Source organism: Arminella tubonensis (assembly GCF_003240585.1).
Classification (GTDB): Bacteria; Pseudomonadota; Alphaproteobacteria; order Rhizobiales; family Rhizobiaceae; genus Rhizobium; species Rhizobium tubonense.
The window spans coordinates 56277-76529 of the sequence record NZ_PCDP01000037.1; the positions used below are offsets into that span (position 1 = coordinate 56277).

Annotated in this window: 18 protein-coding genes and 1 tRNA gene; 9 read left to right on the plus strand and 10 right to left on the minus strand. The window is 61.1% G+C overall.

Going from position 1 to position 20253, the window contains the following annotated elements:
* Positions 1 to 14 precede the first annotated feature (14 nt).
* A complete protein-coding gene (locus CPY51_RS17350) occupies positions 15 to 1280 on the plus strand; it encodes an ABC transporter substrate-binding protein (protein ID WP_111161483.1) in 1266 nt (421 codons plus the stop codon).
* Between the two features lie 75 nt (positions 1281 to 1355).
* On the opposite strand, the gene CPY51_RS17355 is transcribed toward CPY51_RS17350, so the two are convergent.
* Positions 1356 to 2345, minus strand: a complete 990-nt coding sequence (locus tag CPY51_RS17355; protein ID WP_111161484.1) for a substrate-binding domain-containing protein — start codon at positions 2343 to 2345, stop codon at positions 1356 to 1358.
* 157 nt (positions 2346 to 2502) lie between these two features.
* Positions 2503 to 3447: a GlxA family transcriptional regulator gene (locus CPY51_RS17360; RefSeq protein ID WP_111161485.1), complete on the minus strand. Its 945-nt coding sequence runs from the start codon at positions 3445 to 3447 to the stop codon at positions 2503 to 2505.
* A gap of 121 nt (positions 3448 to 3568) precedes the next feature.
* On the opposite strand from CPY51_RS17360, the gene CPY51_RS17365 reads away from it, so the two are divergent.
* Together CPY51_RS17365 and CPY51_RS17370 are read left to right on the plus strand one after the other, a co-directional pair.
* Positions 3569 to 4366: an SDR family NAD(P)-dependent oxidoreductase gene (locus CPY51_RS17365; RefSeq protein WP_111161486.1), complete on the plus strand. Its 798-nt coding sequence runs from the start codon at positions 3569 to 3571 to the stop codon at positions 4364 to 4366.
* 296 nt (positions 4367 to 4662) lie between these two features.
* Positions 4663 to 5574, plus strand: a complete 912-nt coding sequence (locus CPY51_RS17370) for an AraC family transcriptional regulator (RefSeq protein WP_111161487.1) — start codon at positions 4663 to 4665, stop codon at positions 5572 to 5574.
* An 80-nt stretch (positions 5575 to 5654) separates the two neighbouring features.
* On the opposite strand, the gene CPY51_RS17375 is transcribed toward CPY51_RS17370, so the two are convergent.
* From CPY51_RS17375 to CPY51_RS17385, 3 genes are all read right to left on the minus strand, one after another.
* Positions 5655 to 7235, minus strand: coding sequence for an aldehyde dehydrogenase (NADP(+)) (locus CPY51_RS17375; RefSeq protein ID WP_111161488.1), 1581 nt, complete (start codon positions 7233 to 7235; stop codon positions 5655 to 5657).
* A gap of 136 nt (positions 7236 to 7371) precedes the next feature.
* Positions 7372 to 8148, minus strand: coding sequence for an SDR family oxidoreductase (locus CPY51_RS17380; RefSeq protein WP_111161489.1), 777 nt, complete (start codon positions 8146 to 8148; stop codon positions 7372 to 7374).
* 43 nt (positions 8149 to 8191) lie between these two features.
* Positions 8192 to 9085, minus strand: coding sequence for an aldose 1-epimerase (locus CPY51_RS17385; RefSeq protein ID WP_111161490.1), 894 nt, complete (start codon positions 9083 to 9085; stop codon positions 8192 to 8194).
* 151 nt (positions 9086 to 9236) lie between these two features.
* On the opposite strand from CPY51_RS17385, the gene CPY51_RS17390 reads away from it, so the two are divergent.
* Together CPY51_RS17390 and CPY51_RS17395 are read left to right on the plus strand one after the other, a co-directional pair.
* A complete protein-coding gene (locus CPY51_RS17390; RefSeq protein WP_244598714.1) occupies positions 9237 to 10001 on the plus strand; it encodes a FadR/GntR family transcriptional regulator in 765 nt (254 codons plus the stop codon).
* 119 nt (positions 10002 to 10120) lie between these two features.
* Entirely contained in the window at positions 10121 to 11626 is a 1506-nt protein-coding gene (locus CPY51_RS17395) for a mechanosensitive ion channel family protein (RefSeq protein WP_111161491.1), read from the plus strand.
* Positions 11627 to 11639: 13 nt separating this feature from the next.
* Here the strand turns inward: CPY51_RS17395 and CPY51_RS17400 are convergent, their stop codons facing one another.
* From CPY51_RS17400 to CPY51_RS17410, 3 genes are all read right to left on the minus strand, one after another.
* A complete protein-coding gene (locus tag CPY51_RS17400; RefSeq protein ID WP_420820712.1) occupies positions 11640 to 13145 on the minus strand; it encodes a S10 family peptidase in 1506 nt (501 codons plus the stop codon).
* 373 nt (positions 13146 to 13518) lie between these two features.
* Positions 13519 to 14901, minus strand: coding sequence for an FAD-containing oxidoreductase (locus CPY51_RS17405; protein ID WP_111161493.1), 1383 nt, complete (start codon positions 14899 to 14901; stop codon positions 13519 to 13521).
* A gap of 6 nt (positions 14902 to 14907) precedes the next feature.
* Entirely contained in the window at positions 14908 to 15414 is a 507-nt protein-coding gene (locus CPY51_RS17410; RefSeq protein ID WP_111161494.1) for a Dps family protein, read from the minus strand.
* A gap of 350 nt (positions 15415 to 15764) precedes the next feature.
* On the opposite strand from CPY51_RS17410, the gene zwf reads away from it, so the two are divergent.
* Together zwf and ppk2 are read left to right on the plus strand one after the other, a co-directional pair.
* The gene (gene zwf / locus CPY51_RS17415; RefSeq protein WP_244598715.1) at positions 15765 to 17360 is read left to right on the plus strand and encodes a glucose-6-phosphate dehydrogenase; all 1596 of its coding nucleotides are present in this window, start codon (positions 15765 to 15767) and stop codon (positions 17358 to 17360) included.
* 99 nt (positions 17361 to 17459) lie between these two features.
* A complete protein-coding gene (gene ppk2, locus CPY51_RS17420) occupies positions 17460 to 18374 on the plus strand; it encodes a polyphosphate kinase 2 (RefSeq protein WP_111161496.1) in 915 nt (304 codons plus the stop codon).
* Positions 18375 to 18439: 65 nt separating this feature from the next.
* On the opposite strand, the gene CPY51_RS32320 is transcribed toward ppk2, so the two are convergent.
* Positions 18440 to 18760 carry a hypothetical protein gene (locus tag CPY51_RS32320; RefSeq protein WP_146260140.1) on the minus strand — a complete coding sequence of 107 codons (321 nt, stop codon included), beginning with the start codon at positions 18758 to 18760 and terminating at the stop codon, positions 18440 to 18442.
* Positions 18761 to 18870: 110 nt separating this feature from the next.
* Between CPY51_RS32320 and CPY51_RS17430 the strand changes: the two genes are divergently transcribed.
* The gene (locus tag CPY51_RS17430) at positions 18871 to 19290 is read left to right on the plus strand and encodes a hypothetical protein (RefSeq protein WP_195909561.1); all 420 of its coding nucleotides are present in this window, start codon (positions 18871 to 18873) and stop codon (positions 19288 to 19290) included.
* 195 nt (positions 19291 to 19485) lie between these two features.
* Complete coding sequence (locus CPY51_RS33830) at positions 19486 to 19620, plus strand: hypothetical protein (protein ID WP_275540479.1); 135 nt, start codon at positions 19486 to 19488, stop codon at positions 19618 to 19620.
* A 245-nt stretch (positions 19621 to 19865) separates the two neighbouring features.
* On the opposite strand, the gene CPY51_RS17435 is transcribed toward CPY51_RS33830, so the two are convergent.
* Positions 19866 to 19942: transfer RNA gene (locus CPY51_RS17435), tRNA-Met, on the minus strand.
* Between the last annotated feature and the right edge of the window lie 311 nt (positions 19943 to 20253).

The following is a 20253-nucleotide window of genomic DNA, read 5'->3' on the forward strand; positions in this document are numbered from 1 at the left end:
CAGGAGAACGAGCGATGAAGCATATCACCCGGATTCTCGCCGCCGCGGCCATCTCGATGGCAGTATCGGTTCCGGCCTACGCCGAGACGACGCTGACGGTCCACTACCCCATGCCCGGCTTCTTCAAGAACGTGATGGACACGATCTCGAAGAAGTTCATGGAAGAGAACCCCGACATCAAGATCCAGTTCGCCAGCCCGTCGGCGACCTATGAGGAAGGGATCCAGACGATCCTGCGCCAGCTCGGCACCAACGAGATGCCCGATGTCACCTTCATCGGCCTCAACCGCCTTCGCATGATCGATGAGCGCAATGTCGCCGTCGACCTCGGACCGCTCGTCCAGAAGGACGGCCACATGGCGGAAGAAGGCTTCTCGGATACCATCCTGAAGCTCGCACAGGTCAAGGGCAAGCAGATCGGCCTCGCTTTCGCGACCTCCAATCCGATCATGTATTACAACGCCGATCTCGTGAAGGCGGCCGGTGGCGATCCTGATAACCCACCGAAGACCTGGGACGAAGTCATCGCACTCGGCGGCAAGATCAAGGCACTCGGCAACGGCGTCGACGGCATCGACTTCCGCTGGCAGGGCGATGACTGGATGTTCTCCGCCCTGCTCTTCGGCGCCGGCGGCCACATGCTGAGCGCCGACGAAGGCACGGTCGCCTTCAACGGCCCCGAAGGCCAGAAGGCCGTCGAACTCATCCAGCGCATGGTCAAGGAAGGCGGCATGCCGGTCTTCACCAAGCCCGCTGGCGAGCAGGCCTTCGCCGCCGGCAAGGTCGGCTTCGAATTCCAGACGACCGGCGCGCTCGTCAACACCATCAAGAATGTCGGTACGAAATTCGACCTGCGCACCGCCAAGCTCCCGCTTCTCGACCCGGTCAACGGCAAGCTGCCGACCGGCGGCAACGCTGCTGTCATCCTGACCCACGACGCCGCCAAGCAGGAAGCTGCCTGGAAGTTCGTCAAGTTTGCAGCCGGCCCCTATGGTGCCTCCGTCGTCGTTCCGGGCACCGGCTACGTTCCGAACAACGAACTTGCGGCCGCCTCTCCTGAATATCTCGGCGACTTCTACAAGAAGAACCCGCTCTTCAAGGCCGCCCTCAGCCAGATGCCTGTGATGATCCCGTGGTACGCATTCCCCGGCTCGAACGGCGTTCGCGTCACACAGACCATCGTCGACAACCTGTCCCGGATCGTCGACCAGTCGGCCCAGCCGAAAGAAGCCCTCGACGACGCCGCATCCGACGTCACCGGTATGCTGCCGCGCAGCTAAGTCCATCATGGCTTGGTAAAGGCAACGCCGCTTTCCGCGTTCGGATGGCGGCGTTTTCATGTGCAGCGAAGTTGATCACGCAGGCGCGTTGATATCGCGGACAGTTCCACCGCATCGAAGCCGGAACGCCGCGGTGACGTGTCGGGGCGCCGCCGCGTTCTCGGCCATGTCGAGCAGCAGCGAGGCAGCGACACCGCCCATCGTGGCATCAGGGATCTCGACCGTCGTAAGCTGCGGATCCATCATCCGCCCGATGGCAATGCCGTCGAAGCCGGCGACGGAGACATCCCTCGGGATCGAAAGGCCCATGCGCCGCAATTGCCCCATCACGCCGAGTGCCAGCAGATCGTTGGATGCAATGATCGCCGTTGGCTGAAGGATGGATATCGGATGCAGGTCGAGCTGGTCGTAACTGTCGATGAACGGAATCTGCAGCGCATCGAATGGCGCAAGCCCGGCCTCCTCCATCGCCTTCAGGTGCCCCTGATATCGCAGCCGGGCCCTGTCCGACGAACCGAAATGCCCCGATATGAACAGGATGCGACGGTGGCCACGCAGCAGCAGATGCTCCGTCAGCTCCTTGCCGGCGAGGAAATTATTGGTGGCGACCGCCGCCGCAAACCGCGCGGTCGGCATGTTGCCTAGCAGAACAGTCGGGGGAAGAGCCGCCGAAAGCGCCAGGCTCTTTTCCGGGTCGCAGACGGTGAGGAGCAGCCCCGTCGGGCGCTCCTGGAGGAGCGAGGCGACGGCATCGACCTCCTGCGCCGGATCGTAGTTCGATTGCGCGATCAATACGCTGTGTCCCGCGAGCAGCATGCGGTTCTGGATGCCGGAGAGGGAGGCTGCGAATACGGGATTGGTGATGCTCGGAATGAGAACGCCGATAATCGGTCGCCTGCGCGCTGTCGTCGGCAAACGACCGCTGGCGCGATAACGCAGCTCGGCCGCCGCGCGCCTGACCCGGCGCACCATCTCGTCGCTGACCGGCCCATTGCTGTTCAGCACCCGGCTTGCCGTCGCAATCGAGCATCCGGCGCGGTGGGCAACTTGCTCCAGGGTCGACATTGTGACGGTCGCCTCCGATCTGCATCAGCTGCGAGACAGGGAACCACCATGCCTCAGCATCCGAGCGCCTTTAGCGGACGCGAATGACAGCCATGTGAACTGGTCGCAAACGGGACGGAGGTTGCGTCGAGCGCGACCCCGGCCGAACCGGCCCGACCTATGCCTGATAAGTCAGTTGGGCATTGCGGCGGATCGCCTGCGGCGGCTGGCCGAAGGCCCTGAGAAAGGCGCGCCGCATGCGTTCGCGATCGGCAAAGCCGGTTTCCCGCGCAACCACCTCGATCGGGTGCCGTCCCTGCTCCATCATCAGGCGAGCTGCCTCGACCCTCAGATTTTCAACGGCCTTTGCCGGCGATTGGCCGGTCTCGGAGCGAAAGGCCCGGCTGAACTGGCGCGGGCTCAGATGCGCCGCATCGGCCAGCTGCTCGACGGATAGAGCTGTGTGAAGATTGTCCCTGGCATAGGCAAGCGCGCTTTGGATACGGTCGGATTTGGCATCCATCTCCAGAAGCGCTGAAAACTGCGATTGGCCGCCGGCTCGCCGGTGGTGAAGCACCAGCTTCTTCGCCAGCGCCCGGGCGAGATCTGCGCCAAGATCCTTTTCCACCATCGCCAAAGCCAGATCGATACCAGCCGTCATGCCAGCCGAGGTCCAGACGGAACCGTCGACGATGAAGATGCGATCCTCCTTCATCCGGACCTTGGGAAAGCGCTCCTGCAGGTCGCGTGCATAGGCCCAATGCGTGGTCACCTGCCGTCCGTCGAGAATACCTGCGTCGGCGAGCACGTAGGCGCCCGTGCAGATCGAAGCGAGACGTCGCGACTGCGTCAGCGCCAGCCGCACGAAGTCGATGACCCCAGGGCTTGCATCGACGACACCATTGCCGCCACAGACGATCACCGTATCGAAATCAGCGCGCCGAAAGGCCTCGGTATCGAGAGCCATGCCGAGCGAGGTCGGAATGGGGCCGCCCGTTTCCGAGATGTAGGATATCTCATAGATCGGCTCCGGCACTTCGAAATTCGCAAACTCGAATACCGTCGCGGCCGCAAGCCCCATGAATTGGAAATCCGGGTAGATCAGGAAAGCGATCTTCTGCATGGCTCATTCTCACGATGTCCTAAAAGGTGGTATATATGACATTTGAGACATATGCAAGATGAACTACAACCCTTCCCAAGCGAACGGCATGCGCCAACGCAATCAACGAAGGAGAAAGACAATGACCACCGCAAATAAGGGTACGGCGCTGATTACAGGCGCCTCTTCCGGCATCGGCGCCGTCTATGCCCACCGTCTTGCCAAGCGCGGCTACGACCTGATCCTCGTCGCGCGCAACGCGGACCGGCTAAGTGCACTTGCAACCCGCCTCACCGCCGAAACCGGGCGCAGCGTCAAAACCATTGCCGCCGACCTCAACGACAAATCCGATCTTGGCCGGATCGAAACGGTCCTGAAAAACGACACCAGCATCAGGCTGCTCGTCAACAATGCCGGCGTCGGCGGGACTGCACCGCTGCTTCAGGCCGATGTCGACAAGATGGAGGCGATGATCAATCTCAATGTCACCGCCCTGACGCGGCTGACCTATGCGGTCGTCCCCGGCCTCGTTGCCCGCGGCGGCGGATCGATCATCAATATCGCCTCGATCGTGGCTGTCGCCCCGGAAGTCCTCAACGGCGTCTATGGGGGCAGCAAGGCTTTTGTCCTCGCATTCAGCCAATCGCTGAAGCATGAGCTCGCCGACAAGCACATCACGATCCAGGCAGTGCTTCCAGGCGCCACGGCGACGGAGTTCTGGGGCATTGCCGGCACGCCGATCGAACATTTGCCGACCGAGATCGTCATGTCGACCGAGGACCTTGTCGACGCGGCGCTCGCCGGTCTCGACCACGGCGAATTCGTGACCATCCCCTCGCTTCCAGACATCGCCCACTGGGACGCCTACGAAGCAGCCCGGCAGGTCATGATGCCTAATCTCTCCAAGGCAAAACCGGCTGCCCGATACGAAATCGCCTGAGCTTCAAAAATCGCCGGGGCGCTCGCCGCAAGGTGCGCGCCCTCCGTCGCTCGACGGACAGGCGGCAGATCGTTTGCCCCGAGCGGGCACTTTAGTTGAATCTACATAATAAATTGCTGGCCATTGCAGCATAGTTGCATAAACTGACTGCCAATGTGCCAGGGCACTAGCCGGCACATGGAAGTCGATCCCTGTCACAAGGCTGCCTTGCAGCCTGCGAAGGTGGATGGTTGAGGGGTTTTTGCCGGAAATCGTCCCGGGAATGACCTGGCTGTGGGGCATTCAGCGAGGCAACGATGCATGGTGCGGGTGTCCATGACTATTTCCGCTTGAGCACGCCGCGAAGCGCGCTCGAATCCGCGTTGAACATTCGCGGCATTGCACTGGCGGCGGTTCGAGACGGCGTTGTCCTCGGTCTGGAACGACAGGAGACGCCGACGGAGCGCATTCGGCTCGATGAGCGCTTCGTGGCCGTCGTGCCTTTTCCGCACGGCACAATCAGCCTGGCAAAACTGTTGCTCGATCCGACGGAACATCCACCGGGAGGCGCGCCGCACCAGCAGAATGCGACAGCCAACCTCTACCTTCCAAGAAAAGCCTTCGACCGGATCGCCGACACGCTCGGCAGCGACCGCATCGCGCACCTTCCTCTCTGTCCCGGCGCCGCGGTCGGCGACAGGGTGATCGAAAACCTGTCGGCTTCGCTGACACCTGCGATCCGGCAGCCTGCAAGTGTCGATACGCGGTTCATCGATCATATCGGCAAGGCCTTCAACACGCATCTCGCCCAGCGCTACGGCGGCATGCAGTCGCGGCGTGCGGTTGTCGTCGGAGGATTGACGCCTCTGCAGTTGCGCCGGGTGAGAGACAACATCGACGCCCGCCTCGACCAGGAGATCTCGCTTGCGCAGCTCGCCGGCGATTGTGGCCTTTCGACCAGTCATTTCGCCCGGGCCTTCGCCCGCAGCACAGGCGTTCCCCCACACCGCTGGCTGACGCAACGACGCGTGGAACGCGCCAAGGAGCTGATGCAGACCGAGGCATCGCTGGCAGAGATTGCGCTGATGTGCGGCTTTTCGGACCAGAGCCACCTGACACGCGTGTTTGCCCAGGCCGTAGGCGTTACACCCGGACGATGGCGTGGCTCGCAACATTCGCCCGGCGCTTACCTTGCGCCGTCAGTCCAGCCGGAAAACGACGCCCGCTAGCGGCTCCGAAGGCCATATAATTGAAAAAGCCGCCTTCTCTGCGAAAGAAGGCGGCTGGATTTTCGGATCGTTTGACGACGTTATTTGCGCACGCCGTCCAGAAGATGCGGCAGGCTCTTGATGCCCTCATCCCGGAGTTCCGGCGGCAGAAGCGCATTAGGCAGATCCTGATAGGACACCGGTCGCAGGAAGCGGCGGATTGCCAACGTGCCGACCGAGGTGGAGCGGCTGTCCGAGGTTGCCGGGAACGGGCCGCCATGCACCATCGCGTGACTGACCTCGACGCCGGTCGGCCAGCCATTGGCGAGAATGCGCCCAACCTTGCGTTCCAGAACCGGCACCAGCTTGGCAGCATCGGCATGATCGCCCGCATCGAGATGCAGCGTCGCCGTCAACTGCCCCTCGAGCTTTTCGGCAACCGCCACCATCTGCGCCACGTCCTTGCAGCGAACCAACAGGCTGCTGGCGCCGAAGACCTCATTGCCAAGCTTCTCGTCGGCGAGGAAATGCTCCACGTCGGTCTCGAAGAAGATCGCCGGGCTACGGTTGACGCCTTCGGCCGCAAGCCCCTGCGCCACGGTCTTCACCGCCTCGTTGCCGGAAAGCGCCGCGACACCCTTGTCGTAGGCAGCATGAATGCCGGGCGTCAGCATCGGTGCCGGCGCGCGTTCGGTAAGTGTCCCGCTGGCACTCGCAACGAACCGGTCAAGATGAGGACCGTCGACGGCAAACATCAGGCCCGGATTGGTGCAGAACTGACCGGCGCCGAGCGTCAGCGAATCGACGAAGGCCTTGCCCAGAGCTTCGGCCCGCGCCGCAAGCGCCGCCGGGAAAAGATAGACCGGATTGATGCTGCTCATCTCGGCATAGACCGGGATAGGTTCTGCCCGTGCCGCAGCAATGGCCCCGAGCGCCAACCCGCCGCCGCGCGAACCGGTGAAGCCGACTGCCTTGATGTGCGGATTGCGCACCAATGCGGCGCCGGTCTCGTTGGCGCCGGTGACGAGCGAAAATACACCTTCCGGCAGATTGCAGGCGGCAACGGCCGCGCGGATCGCCCGGCCGACAAGTTCACCCGTGCCCGGATGGGCGAGATGGCCCTTGACGACGACGGGGCAACCGGCGGCAAGCGCGGATGCCGTATCCCCACCGGCAACCGAGAATGCGAGCGGAAAATTGCTCGCACCGAACACGCCGACCGGTCCGAGCGGAATCTGGCGAAGGCGAAGGTCGGAGCGAGGCAAAGGCTTGCGCTCAGGCAGAGCGGGATCGACGCGCAGATCAAGCCATTCGCCTGATCGAACCACCTGCGCAAACAGGCGCAACTGGCCAACGGTCCGGGCACGCTCGCCCTCGAGACGGGCGGCGGGCAATCCGGTCTCCTCGTTGCCGCGCTGGATCAAGATGTCGCCGATGTCCATGATATTGGCGGCGATCTTCTCCAGGAACGCGGCGCGCGCTTCCGGGCTCGTCGCGCGATAAGTATCGAAGGCCTGCGCCGCAAGCTCGCATGCGCGATCGACATCCGCCACGCTGGCGACAGCGAAGGCAGGCTCTAGATTGGCACCGGTTGCCGGATTGATCGCGTATACCGACCGGTCGTCGCCGGCAGTGCCCGCGCCGATCAGCAGGTCGCCGCTAATCACAAAAGACTGAGTCATGGATATTCCTTGGATTTTGCTGCAGCGCGAAGATGCGCTCAGGGCCATCGCATAGCAAGTTCGGATGACGATTGTAAGATGATACTCATCATCTAAAATTCAACCCCGGCAAATCGTCACGCCTGCTCCAATTTGGCTAGGGATGATGCAGGACGCTCAAGCCGCCGTCGATCGTCAGGCAGGTAGCGTTCATGAACGGGCATTCGTCGGAAATCATGAAGACGGCCGCCAGCGCTATCTCTTCCGACGAGGCGATGCGCCCGCCGGGATGGAGTTTCATCGTTGCAGCCTCGGCGGCTTCCGGATCGGCAAAGCTGTTCCAATAATCGATCGACTTTTGCGTCGCGACATAGCCCGGCGCCAGCGCATTCACCCGAACCCCCTTGCCCGCATATTCGATGCCGAGCGATTTGGTCATGCCGAGCAGGGCGTGCTTTGCCAGCGGATAGGGAAAGGTATGCGGGATGATCGTGAAGGCGTGGGTCGAGGCGATATTGAGGATTGCCCCGCCGCCCTGTTCGATAATGCCGGGAAGAACGGCCTTGCAGCAATTCCACGCGCCCTTGAGGTTGACGTCGAAGCATCGCTGCCATTCGGCATCGCTCAATGCCAGCGGTTCGGCAAAGACGTTGATGCCTGCATTGTTGATCAGCGCATTGAGCGCGCCGATCTCGACGGAGGCCTGCGAGACGACGCTTTCGATCGCTGCGACATCCGTGATGTCAGCGGTGGCAAAGCCAAGCGAAACACCGTCAGCCTTCAGCTTCTTTGCTTCTTCCGCCAGCCGCACGCCATCCATGTCGATGAGGAAAAGGCTGGCGCCCTCTGAAGCGCAGGCCTTTGCGATGGCAAGGCCGATGCCCTGCGCCGCGCCGGTGATGAGGATACGTTTGCCTGCAAGTCGATTGGTCATGATTGAAATTCTCTCGTAAATGCGAAAACTGGAATGCCCGGTCTCAGGTGATCGCCTCCGGCCGCAGCCTGATGCCGCCGGCCAGAACCTCGCCCCTGGCAAGCGGAACCAGCCCACCAAGATCGGGCAGGTTATGCCCATTTGCCAGATGCGACATCGGCTCGAAACAGAAATAATCCCGCTGAAACCCCGGGTCGAAGCTGGAATCGGAGACGAAGACAAACGCATGCTTGAAGAGCGGATCGGCAGTGAGCCGCAGGCGCGTGCCGTGTTCCGGCCAGCTGATCTCCGCCTCGCCTGTCCAGTCTTCGAAGCCATTGTTGACCCAGCGATGCGGCAGCGGACGTGGCCTCGAAAAATCGAGATCTTCGGGGATATCGGTCGCTTCGCCCGACAACCACCCCGGACCTTCGCTCCACATTCGCGCGGCAGGCGCCTTCAGAACAGTTTGTGAGGTCAACGGGAAATAGGGATGCCAACCGAGACCGAATGGAAGAGGGGCCTCCCCCCTGTTCGTCACGGACATCTGCAGTTCGAACGCGCCGTCGACGATCGTGAAGCGCTGACGCGCATCGTATTGATAGGGTGTTCCTTTTCCGGCATGCGAGAGGGCCAGTTCGACCTGCCGGTCGCTTTGCTGGAGCACCGTCCATTCACCCTGCCATCCATCGCCGTGAAGATAATGCGGATCCCAGCTCGTATTCGGTTCGAAGGCATAGTCCCGGCCATTGAAGACGAACCGGTTGTCCCGGACACGATTTCCGAAAGGAATCAGAGGGTAGCATCCCGAGGAAAGCGCATCGGCGTCGTCGGAATGGGCACCGCGCAGCAGCGGTATCCTCTCGCCCTGTTTCTCCCACCAGAGGCCGAGAACAGTCCCGCCCTGCGTGGAAATGCGCGCTTGCAAGGCCTTGTCTCTAAGTTCGACGGTTGTCATATCAGGCCTTCCAGCCTTCATTGCGATCGATGATCATTTTGGGATAATATGTTTCATCGTATTTATAAATTGAAAGATATTATTTATCGGTCAATATGACAATACGCGAGGACGCACGGAAGCCTGCAAATGGCTGCGACGGGGAAAACTTATGGGCAGCGGAGAGATGGGCGGCAGGATCAACGCCGAAACGCCGGGCTTGCTGGCAGGCGGAAAGCGGGGCGTCCGCGAGCTCCTGCTGGTGCAATTCATCGAGAAGATTGTTTCCGGCGAGATGCCGGAGGGCGCCACGCTGCCGAACGAGGCGGAATTGACCGAGCAGTTCGGCGTCAGCCGCACCAGCCTGCGTGAAGCCATGCAATACATGTCGGCCCTCGGCCTCATCCGCTCCCGTACGCGCGCCGGCACGACCGTGCTGCCGAAGGAAAACTGGAATTATCTCGACCCCTTGGTGCTGGACGCGACGCTGCGGCTCAGCAACGACGATCGCTTCTACACATCGCTCGTCGATGCCCGACAATTGCTGGAGCCGGCCGCCGCCGCGCAGGCAGCAGCCCAGGCAACGGCTCACCAGCTCTTCCGGATTTCCAAGGCCTTCGAGGACATGGTAGATGCCAATTCCCGCGACACCGAGGCCTGGAGCGTCGCCGACCTCGAGTTCCATACCGCCATCATCAACGCCAGCGGCAACTGGGTTTACCGCCAGTTTGCAACCGCGATCCGCGCCGCGTTGCTGGCGAGCTTCCGCCTGACGAACCGCGCCAGCCAATCGCACGAACATGCAATCGCGATGCATCAGGCAGTGCTGGAAGCGATACGCATGCGCCAACCGGATGCGGCCCGCCAGGCGATGGAGCAACTGATAGGCGTTGCCCGCAGCGAGCTCACCGACGCGCTGAGGAAGGCCCGGACCTGAGGCTCGAAGGCTGGCCCTTTGGGATGGAACTGCGCGCCCGTTCATGCCACTGTGCTGTTGCTTCACGACCTTGTATAGCAAGTGTTGCATCCTGATCGCATCAACACGGTCCACTCTGCATGCTCGTTGAAATCATCGACAATCCGATCGTTCAATTCTGCGCCGTGATCCTGGTCAGCATCGTGGTGAGCCGTGTCCTGCTTCGCCGCCATCGGGCGTACCGCCTGGTCGCCCAAATCGTCTTTTTCATCGCCCTGACCGGCATCCTGCTCTACCACGACATCGTCCCCTACACGCCGGCGCCGCCCGAAAGCTCGGTCAGCATGCGCATCTTCCTTGGCGTCGCCAAGGCGGTCTGGTGGGTCAATGGTGCCTGGGTGCTGGTCGGCTTCGTCCGCGTCTTCCTCATCTTCGAGCGCAAGCCGCGCGAGGGCCGCCTTCTGCAGGATCTCGTCGTCGGCGTCATCTATCTCGGCGCCGCACTTTCCGTCGTCTCCTATGTCTTCGGAGTGCCGATCGGAACCTTGATCGCCACGTCGGGCGTCTTTGCCATCATCCTCGGCCTGGCCCTGCAGAGCACGCTCAACGACGTCTTCTCGGGGATCGCCCTCAATCTTGGCCGCCCTTATTCCGTCGGCAACTGGGTGGTTCTCGACGACGATGTCCAGGGCCGCGTCGTCGAAACCAACTGGCGCGCGACGCATCTGCTCAACGGCACCAACGACCTTGTCATCATCCCGAACAGCGCGCTTGCCAAGGCAAGGCTCACCAATCTCAGCAGCCCTGATGAAACACACGGCATCTCGATAACGGTTCGCGTCGATCCGACGGCCGTGCCCCGCGTCATCACCGACGTCATGCGCAACGTGCTGCTGAGCACCAATTCGATCCTCAAGGTTCCCGAACCTACGGTGACGATCGATAGCCTCGATGGCCAGGCCCTGCAGATCGGTCTCTCATGCCGCGTCAAGGACATCTCGATGGTCGCGACGGCGAAAAACGAGATATTCGACCTGATCTATCGCCATACAAAATCGTCCGGCCTCAAGCTCGCCGCCCCGGTCGGGTCGACGGCCGCAACGCCTGCTGAGCCGACCAGCGAGGGGACAGGCCAGCACACCGGCACGCCGTGGCGGCTGCTGAACAATATTCCGCTGTTTACGCCACTGACCGAAGACGAGAAGGAAGTGCTGGCAAGCCACATGTCGCGCCGGACCTATCACAAGGATGCGATCATCGCCGAGCAGGATACGCGCCTGACCTCGCTGATGATCATGCGGACCGGCGTCGTCAGCATCAGCCGCAAGGAAGCGGGCCGTTCCATCGAACTCACTCGCCTGGCGCCGGGTGACTATTTCGGCGAAGGCGGCGTGCTGATGGGCGCCGGCGAAGTCGGCACCACCCGCGCGCTCACCTATGTCGTCATCTACGAGATCGGCCAGGATTGCCTGGCGCCGCTTCTGCACGACCGACCGTCTATTGCGGAGGAGCTGGGGTTGATCATGTCCAAGCGCATCGAGGCCGAGCGCCATCTGTTCAGCTCCGGCGATCTTCTGGCAAACGGCGCACGCGCCGGCTCGCTCACCTCGCGCATTCGGCATCTGTTCCAGCTGCAGCACGGCTGAAGGCGACGCCCACTTATTCCGATCGGACGGGTGCTGCGAAAAATGCCTTGGCGTCAGCGGAGAACTGCGCCCGCGAGGCCGGCCGGGTGTAAAACATATGGCCGCCGCGATAGAGCTTCAGGTCGACACGCCCGGCTGCCTCGGGCGGCAGATGTTCAATCACGTATTTGTTGATCCCGTAGGGAATGACGAGATCGCTGTAGCCCTGCGCGACCAGCATGTGAAATGACGGGACGAGTGACAGCAATTGCCTGATATCGTCGGTGGCGCTCGCTTCGAAACGGGACCCACCGCCGCCACGCCCGCCGCTCCAGTCCCAATGACCGTTCACCGCGCCGGACAAAAGCGTGTAGGTCATGTCGGTATGGAACCCCAGCTCGTCCCGCGCATAGCTCGAAAACGCCCCACCATAGGCACGGGTAAAGCCATCGAGGATCGGATCGTCGCCCCTGTCCGCATAGGACTCCGGATAGGGATCGGGCGCCACTAGGGACGCGTCGTACGAGCTGACGACGTCGGAACCGTCGTCGATGGAATGTTTGACATAGACGTCCTGCAGGAAGCCGTTGCTACGCGCAACCACATCGGCCGGAATCCCGGTCAACTGTGCCACGCGGGCATAAAACGCCTTTCCGGCATCCCCCGTCGGCGGCCGGCCGGCAAGCGTCGTCAGATAGTCGCCGATGGCGAATTTCTCCGCATCGGCCAAGGCCGCCTCGCTGAAGGCGTTGCGACGTTCCAGCGCGGCCGCCGCCAGCGACGGCAGTTGCAGCGCAGCGCTGAGTGCTGACCCATCTCCCCCATAGACGAACTGCCCTTCGAGCAGCGGCGACACCATGACGATGCCGGAAACGAGAATGCCCTGCTGCTCCCGCAGCGCTGAGGCAACCTTGGCGGATCGAAGTCCGCCATAGCTCTCTCCAAGCAGGTATTTCGGCGAGGAGGCCCTGCCGTTGTGCGCGACGTAGAGCGCGATCGCCTTGGCAAGGCTCTCCGCATCCGCCCTGACACCGTAGAAATCCGAGGCATCGTCGGGCTTGACCGTGCGGCTCCATCCCGTGCCGATCGGATCGATCAGCACAAGGTCGGTAGACTGCAGCCAGCTATCAGGGTTGTCGACAAGCCTGGCCTTCGCGCCGTCGCGGCCGCCCGGCCCGAAATCGAGCACCCGAGGACCGACAAGACCAAGGTTCAGAAACGCCGACGACGCACCCGGCCCGCCATTGAAGACGAAGGTGACGGGCCGGTCTCCGCCCTGGTTCTTGGCCACATAGGCCGTGTAGAAGATCGCCCCGGTCCGGTTTCCGTCCGGTCCGAAAAGATCGAGCGTCCCGGCAGTCGCTTCATAGTGAATGGCCTGCCCACCCGCATTAAGCACGTGTTCTGTCACGGCGTCGGCAGGCAAGAGCCCAAGAACGCCGCCGCCTGTCTTGCCCGGTGCCTGCTGCTGTGCAAATGCGGGGGCCGATCCAAGCGAAAGAACAACGATCGCCGCCGTAACCATGCTGCGAAAAGACAATGTCAGACCCTCCTTGCGCCCCGGGCTCGGGGCTATCAAGAGATACTAGCCCATGGGGCACGAATAAGAATTCAACAGATCTTGATCCCGGCCCGACCATCGCAAGACGATTGCATATGTCGGACGGATTGGCGGCCCATCCCCATCCCTCATGGTGAGGCGCGATGCCGCCGGAGCGAAGACGGAGGCAGCGGGCCTCGAACCACGAGGGATGGCCTCGGGGTTCGCTGTTGGCACAAAGCCGCTGATATCGGTGCAAGCACCCTCGTCCTTCGAGGGTCGCTCCGCTCCCGCCTCTGGATGAGGGCTCAACGTCTCGGCCCTTCAGGTACTTTTCATATGCACTCGCTCTCCGGACGTCTGAAGCACAGCCTTATCCCGCCAGAGGCTTCATCTCGGAAAGCACCGTCGGGATCAGCTCGGCGACAGTCGGGTGGATATGCACGGCTCGTTTCAACGTCGTCACGGTCGCCTTGGCGTAGATCGCATCGACTATGCTATGCACTGCCTCGTCGCCGCCAACGCCAAGGATGGATGCTCCGAGCAGCTCTTCCGTCTCGGCGTCGGCAAGGATCTTCATGAACCCGAGCGTTTCGCCTTTTTCGACGGCCCGACCGACCCTGGTCATCGGCCGCGTACCGATCAGCGCCTTTCGCCCCGACTGGCGAACCTGCTCTTCCGTCATTCCGATCCGGCCGAGCGGCGGATCCGTATAGAGCGCATAGGCAGGATAGCGATCACTGACCCGCCGATCCTCGCCGTCGAGCAGATTGCCCGCAACGATCTCAAAATCATTGTAAGCGGTGTGGGTGAAAGCCCCCTTGCCGTTGCAATCGCCGAGCGCCCATATCCCGTCCACATTCGTCCGAAGCCGGTCGTCTACCTTGATGTAGCCCCTTTCGTCGGTCTCCACCCCCGCCTTCTCCAATCCCAGATCGTCAGTGTTTGGACGGCGACCGCAGGCCAGCAGCAGATGAGAGCCGACGACTTCAGACCGATGCCCGCCGGCAGAAATCCGAACCGCGATACCCTCGTGGCGTTTCTCCAGAGCCAGATCTTCGGCATCTAGCCTGATGTCGATACCCTCCCGGGCAAGGATGTCGCGAACTGCCTCCGAGACATCTTCGTCCTCCTTGTGAATCAACCGGGAATTTCTCTCGATGACAGTCACCGTCGCCCCGAAGCGTCGGAACATCTGCCCGAATTCCAGCCCGATATAGCTGCCGCCAATCACGACAAGGTGTCGCGGAACCGTATCGAGTTCCAGTATCGAGCTGTTGACGAGGTAGGGAATACCGCCAAGCCCCGCGATATCTGGAATGGAGGCCCGTCCACCGACATTGAGAAAAATCTGCTTGGCCGCGAGCCGCTCGCCGTCGACCTCGATCTCGTGTGCCGAGACAAACCGCGCATGCCCGAACAACAGCGTGCAGTACTCCATCGAGCCCAGCCAGGTCTCGAGCCCGTGGCGCGAATCCAGCGTGACCTTGTCCTTGCGCGCCTTGACCGCAACCATGTCTATGCCGACCGCGCCGCCGATCGTGACGCCATAATCCGAGGCACGTCTTGCCATGTGCGCGGCATAGGCACTGGCGACCATCGTCTTGGTCGGCATGCAGCCGACATTGACGCAGGTTCCGCCGAGGAACTTCCGCTCAATCAGCGCAACGGTCCGGCCGGTGGCGGCAAGACGCCCCGCGAGAGAAGGGCCCGCCTGTCCACCCCCGACAATGATGGCGTCGAATGCGCGGGCCATCGAGGATCACTCCTTGCGCGTTGCTTCGAAGAGGAACCATGCGCGCCGCTCGGCGTAGTCAGTCCATTGGTCGACGATGCCGCTGGTCGCATTGTCCTTGGCGTCGTCGGCCAGCGCCTTCACCTTGCGGAGAGCCTCGACCAGATGCAGGTTGTCCTCGCGCAGCTCCTTCAGCATCTTTTCCGGCGAAACGAATTCCGCATCATTGTCGCGTATCGACTGACGGCGGGAAATGTCGCCGACCGAGCGCAATGTCGTGCTGCCGATCTTGCGCACACGCTCGGCAATATCGTCGGTCGTTCCGAGGATTTGCGCCGCCTGATCGTCAAGCATCAGGTGATAGTCGCGAAAATGCGGGCCGGATACGTGCCAGTGGAAATTCTTCGTCTTCATGAACAGCGCGAAGCTGTCGGCGAGCACGCCGTTCAGTGCATCCACGACCTTCGAACGGTCGTTGCGCCTGAGGTCTGTAGGGGTGGCGAGATCGGGGGCTGGCGAATTATCCTTGGACATAATCTTTCCTTTTTCATCTTTAGGTTCTTGATTTGCGGCGAGCTTTCGAAGCAATGGCCGACGTTCCAGGCAACTCTCGCTTTAGCTGGGTATGCGTCCACGAACACCCGGGTCGCGTCTTGCAGAAACCTGCCATAAAGCCAGCGACCTCGCGAAACCGACCATGTTTTCGATCACTCGACATATGATCTTGACCTCGCCGCCAATAAGTCCAGCTTTTATTGAGATATCCGCATGCAATGGTTATGCTGACCGGGGACGAGCCTGTTCCTCCCGCCCAAAACCCGGTCCAGGCCAAGGCTTGATCCAGAGATAATTGCCTCTCCGCTCCCATCCCAAGGAAACACGATATGTCCGTGAAAGCGCCCATTGCTCCAGACGCTAAGGTCGAACAGGTTAGCCCGGCTCTCCCACCGGCTGACCCCTGCGCCATGGTTCTGTTCGGGGCGGGCGGCGACCTGACGCGCCGCCTCGTGGTCCCGGCACTCTACAATCTCATGCTGTCGAAGACCCTGCCGGACAATTTCGCGCTTATCGGCGTCGATCTGGCAGAAGGCAGCGTCGAGACCTGGTCCAAGCGCCTGCACGACATGCTGCTCACCTTCATCGGCAACCTCTCCTCGGATTTCGACATCGATGCCATTCACGAGGACGCCTGGCAGAAGCTGGTCGATAGGATGGTCTACATCCAGGGAGACATGACCAAACCGGAGCTGTTCCAGGACATCAAGCGCGCGCTTGTCGATGCCGAGGCGAACCGTGGCACCCGCGGAAACGCGATCTTCTATTTCGCCATCGCCGATCGCTTTTTCGGAACCGTCGTCGACCAGCTCGGAGCAGCCGGCCTGACGGAACAGCCGCTAGGCGCAGACGGCAGACAGCAACACTGGCGCCGGGTGGTCATCGAAAAGCCGTTCGGCCACGATCTCGCCTCGGCACAGGCGCTGAACGCCCAGATCCTGAAAGTCCTCGAGGAGGACCAGATCTACCGGATCGACCATTTCCTCGGCAAGGAAACCATCCAGAACATCATGGCATTCCGCTTCGCCAACGGTTTCTTCGAGACGATCTGGAACCGCGACAATATCGATCAGGTGCAGATCACCATCACCGAAACCGTCGGCGTCGAGGCGCGCGGCAAGTTCTACGAGGCGACAGGCGCCCTGCGCGACATGGTGCCGAACCACGTCTTCACCCTGATTTCCATGGTGGCAATGGAGCCGCCCGCCGCTTTCGACGCCGCCTCGATCCGCTCGAAGAAGGCCGAGCTTGTCCAGTCCATCCTGCCCTGCGCGCCGTCAGATGCCGTGCGCGGCCAGTATGACGCCGGCGAAGTGCTGGGCAAGGTCTCAGTTCCTTATCGACAGGAGCCGAACGTCGACCCCGCGTCCAATACCGAGACCTACGTCGCCATGAAGCTGTCGATCGACAATCCGCGCTGGCAGGGCGTTCCCTTCTATGTCAGGACCGGCAAGCACCTGACCGAACGCCGCACCGAGGTCGCCATCCACTTCAAGGCGGCCCCCGGCTTCCCCTTCCAGAACGAGGCCGGCGCCAATCCCCAGCCCAATTGGCTCGTGCTCAGGACCGCCCCCGACGAAGGCATATTCCTCGAGCTTCAGGTCAAGAGACCCGGTCCCCAGGTCGCGTTGGCGACGGTCGGCATGGACTTCCGCTATGACGACTGGTTCGCGGATTTTCCGAACGTCGGCTACGAGACGCTGCTCTACGACGTCATGACCGGCGACGCGACACTGTTCATGCGCGCCGACATGGTCGAACAGGCCTGGCGCGTCGTCCAGCCGGTTCTCGATTCCTGGGGCGCGGAGAAGCCGGACTTCCCGAACTACGCCTCCGGCACGGCAGGCCCCAAGGCCTCCGACGACCTGCTGGCCAAAGGCGGCCAGGCCTGGCGCCCGCTGAAACCCTACGTTCAGAAGGCATGATGTCAGCTCGTCCTCAACTAAAGCGAGCTTAATTTCAAACTGTCATATCGCTGTAGCGAAGACCTGTTCCTGTTGGCTGAGCCAACAGGAACGATACCGATGACCGAAACCAGCCAGGATCAGCTCACCCGCATCAAGGAAGAAATTGCCGACAGCTTCGACGAAGAGCTGGAGATGCAGATGGAGGAAGATCGGCTCGACGAGCTCGTCGCCGAAGGCATGTCCGAACCCGCCGGTGAGACGCTTGAGCGCAAGGTCTATTTCCGCGAGCTTTTCCAGCTTCAGCACGAGCTCGTCCGGCTGCAGGATTGGGTCCAGCACCAGAAGCTGAAGGTCGTGGTCATTTTCGAAGGCCGCGACTCTGCGGGCAAGGGCGGCGCCATCAAGCGCGTCACCCAAAGGCTCAATCCACGCGTCTGCCGCGTCGTCGCGCTCCCGGCCCCGACCGAGCGCGAGCGTCACCAATGGTATTTCCAGCGCTATGTCCCGCACCTGCCGACGGCGGGCGAAATGGTCCTGTTCGACCGCAGTTGGTACAATCGTGCCGGCGTCGAACGCGTCATGGGCTTCTGCACGCAGGACGAACTCGAGGAGTTCTTCCGTTCCGTGCCGGAATTCGAGCGCATGCTCGTGCGCTCCGGCATCATCCTCATCAAATACTGGTTCTCGATCACCGACGAGGAGCAGGAATTCCGCTTCAAGATGCGCATCCACGACCCGCTGAAGCAATGGAAACTGTCGCCCATGGACATGGAAAGTCGCGTCCACTGGGAAGAATACACCAAGGCCAAGGAAGAGATGCTGGCAAAGACCCACACCGAGGAAGCGCCATGGTGGGTGGTCCAGGCCGTCGACAAGAAACGCGCCCGCCTCAACTGCATCGCCCATCTCCTGAAGCAGATCCCCTACGCCGACGTCCCCAAACCGGAAGTCGAACTCCCCGGCCGCATCCGCCACGCCGACTACACGAGGATCCCGGTCCCGGAAGAGATGTATGTGCCCGAGGTTTATTGATAGCGACAGATGCGCTAATATCGAGGCTTCGATAAGCCCCCGCCGAAGTCTCCACCTTGAACGCACTAGGCGAATTTCCCGGTCAAAGCGGGAAGGATAAAAAGCACTGATAAAATGCAAAATGGGTCAAAGATGACTCTCGTAATATGTTGGCTATATTGATTTTCGCAACTGACCGGATTGATGGGGAAGCGGGCGGCTTCGCCGGCAATCCCTACGATATCGATGGTTACCATCCGCGTTTTGACGGCAATGACAAAGTCGTCGGCTGGTATTCGCGCGATGGCCGCCTCGGGCAAATTGACGTCTCCGACAAGACAAAAATCCGCAATCTCACCAGGCGCTATGAGGTCAGGCAAAGCAAAGGCGTGTTCCACCCCTGGCAAGCGTCTGGCCAAGATTGAAGTTGAACCGGTCGCGCAATGCTGTACCTTATGGTTGCAATTCGTTCGCGATGCTGGAGCTCAGATGGCAAGCCAAACCTGAGGTGAATTTGATGGCGGCGACTCCGAACGGTAGAGTGTCCCGCCCGACCATGCGCCGTCGCAGCATGCAGTGGTTTGCAGCAGTCTGTTGCGCGGCAAGCCTCGCCTCCGCCGCGATTGCCGCCGAGGACTATCCGTGCAAACCCGAAGGTGACCGAGACTCAGCCTTTTACGATATCGAACATATGGACCCCAACTACCTGATCAAACTTCATCTCGGTGGCTTCTCCTTTGCAATCCCCTATGCCTATGAAAGCTGGCGTTCCACACCAGAGCGGGTGAACTGTTCGCCTGTAAGGGACCGCTTCGAGTTTGCATTACTGGATGCCGGATTTACGACCGAGCGTGAAAGACGCATCCCACAGGGCCAGCCGGCCAAAAGAGGAAAAAAGACCGCCGGGCGGCGGCTATATCGTGGAGGCAGAAATTAGAGAAATTCCCGAGGACCAAGAGACGCCGGGTTATGGGTTCCCATATATTCGCGAGGACTTTGAAGAGAGTGCAGAACGCAAACTCGCCTTCGACGGCATCTCATCGCGATATCAAAGGGCCCCATAGGATGGGAAACCTACGTCAATTTCGAGGGTGAGGAATTTCATCTAAACTGCACACCAACTGAAAATTGTATGTTTACAGTCTATTTCAGCGACCTCAAGCTCGCGGTGCAAGGCGGCCTCGTCTACGACAAGCTTGCCGAATGGCGGGCAGTCAAGGAAGCGAGCCGCACCCTCATTCAACGCTGGATCGGCAAACAGCCGTAAAGCACACCGCGAAACGCCTCGCGACGTTCGCTATCGGCAAATCCAGCCTTGGCCGATCCCGATCGGCAGCCTCGATAAGGGTTGCAAGTCATTTCTCAAAATACGACCCAGACAGCTTCGTCCGCACCACGTCGTCCTCCGTTTGCGCACCTACCACTACCGAGCCCCGGTTTCCTCCATGCCCCCCGAACGCCAAAAAGCCCGCTTGTCTTGCGACATCGCGGGCTTTTGAGTTTGTTTTGGTTTGGTTGCGGGGGCAGGATTTGAACCTGCGGCCTTCAGGTTATGAGCCTGACGAGCTACCGGGCTGCTCCACCCCGCGTTACCTCAAGGCGACGGTTTCGTCGTCCTGTCCAGTTTTTGCCGAAGGCAAAATACCTCGGGTTTTTGCGTCAGCAAAATACCCTTGATTTGGTCGCTCTGCGGGTTTTTGCCGAAGGCAAAATACCCCAGGTTTCGCGAAAGCAAAATATCCTGTTTCTGCCAGAGACAAACGTTTGTGGTCTAAAGACAGAAAGGGCCGCGTTGAGCGGCCCTTTTATGGCTTTGGGCCGGGTTTGTTAGGAGAAGATGATCTTTTGTGCGAACGGGGGCAAGGTTTAGTTTGCTCGTGTTCACATTGAATGTTGCGTT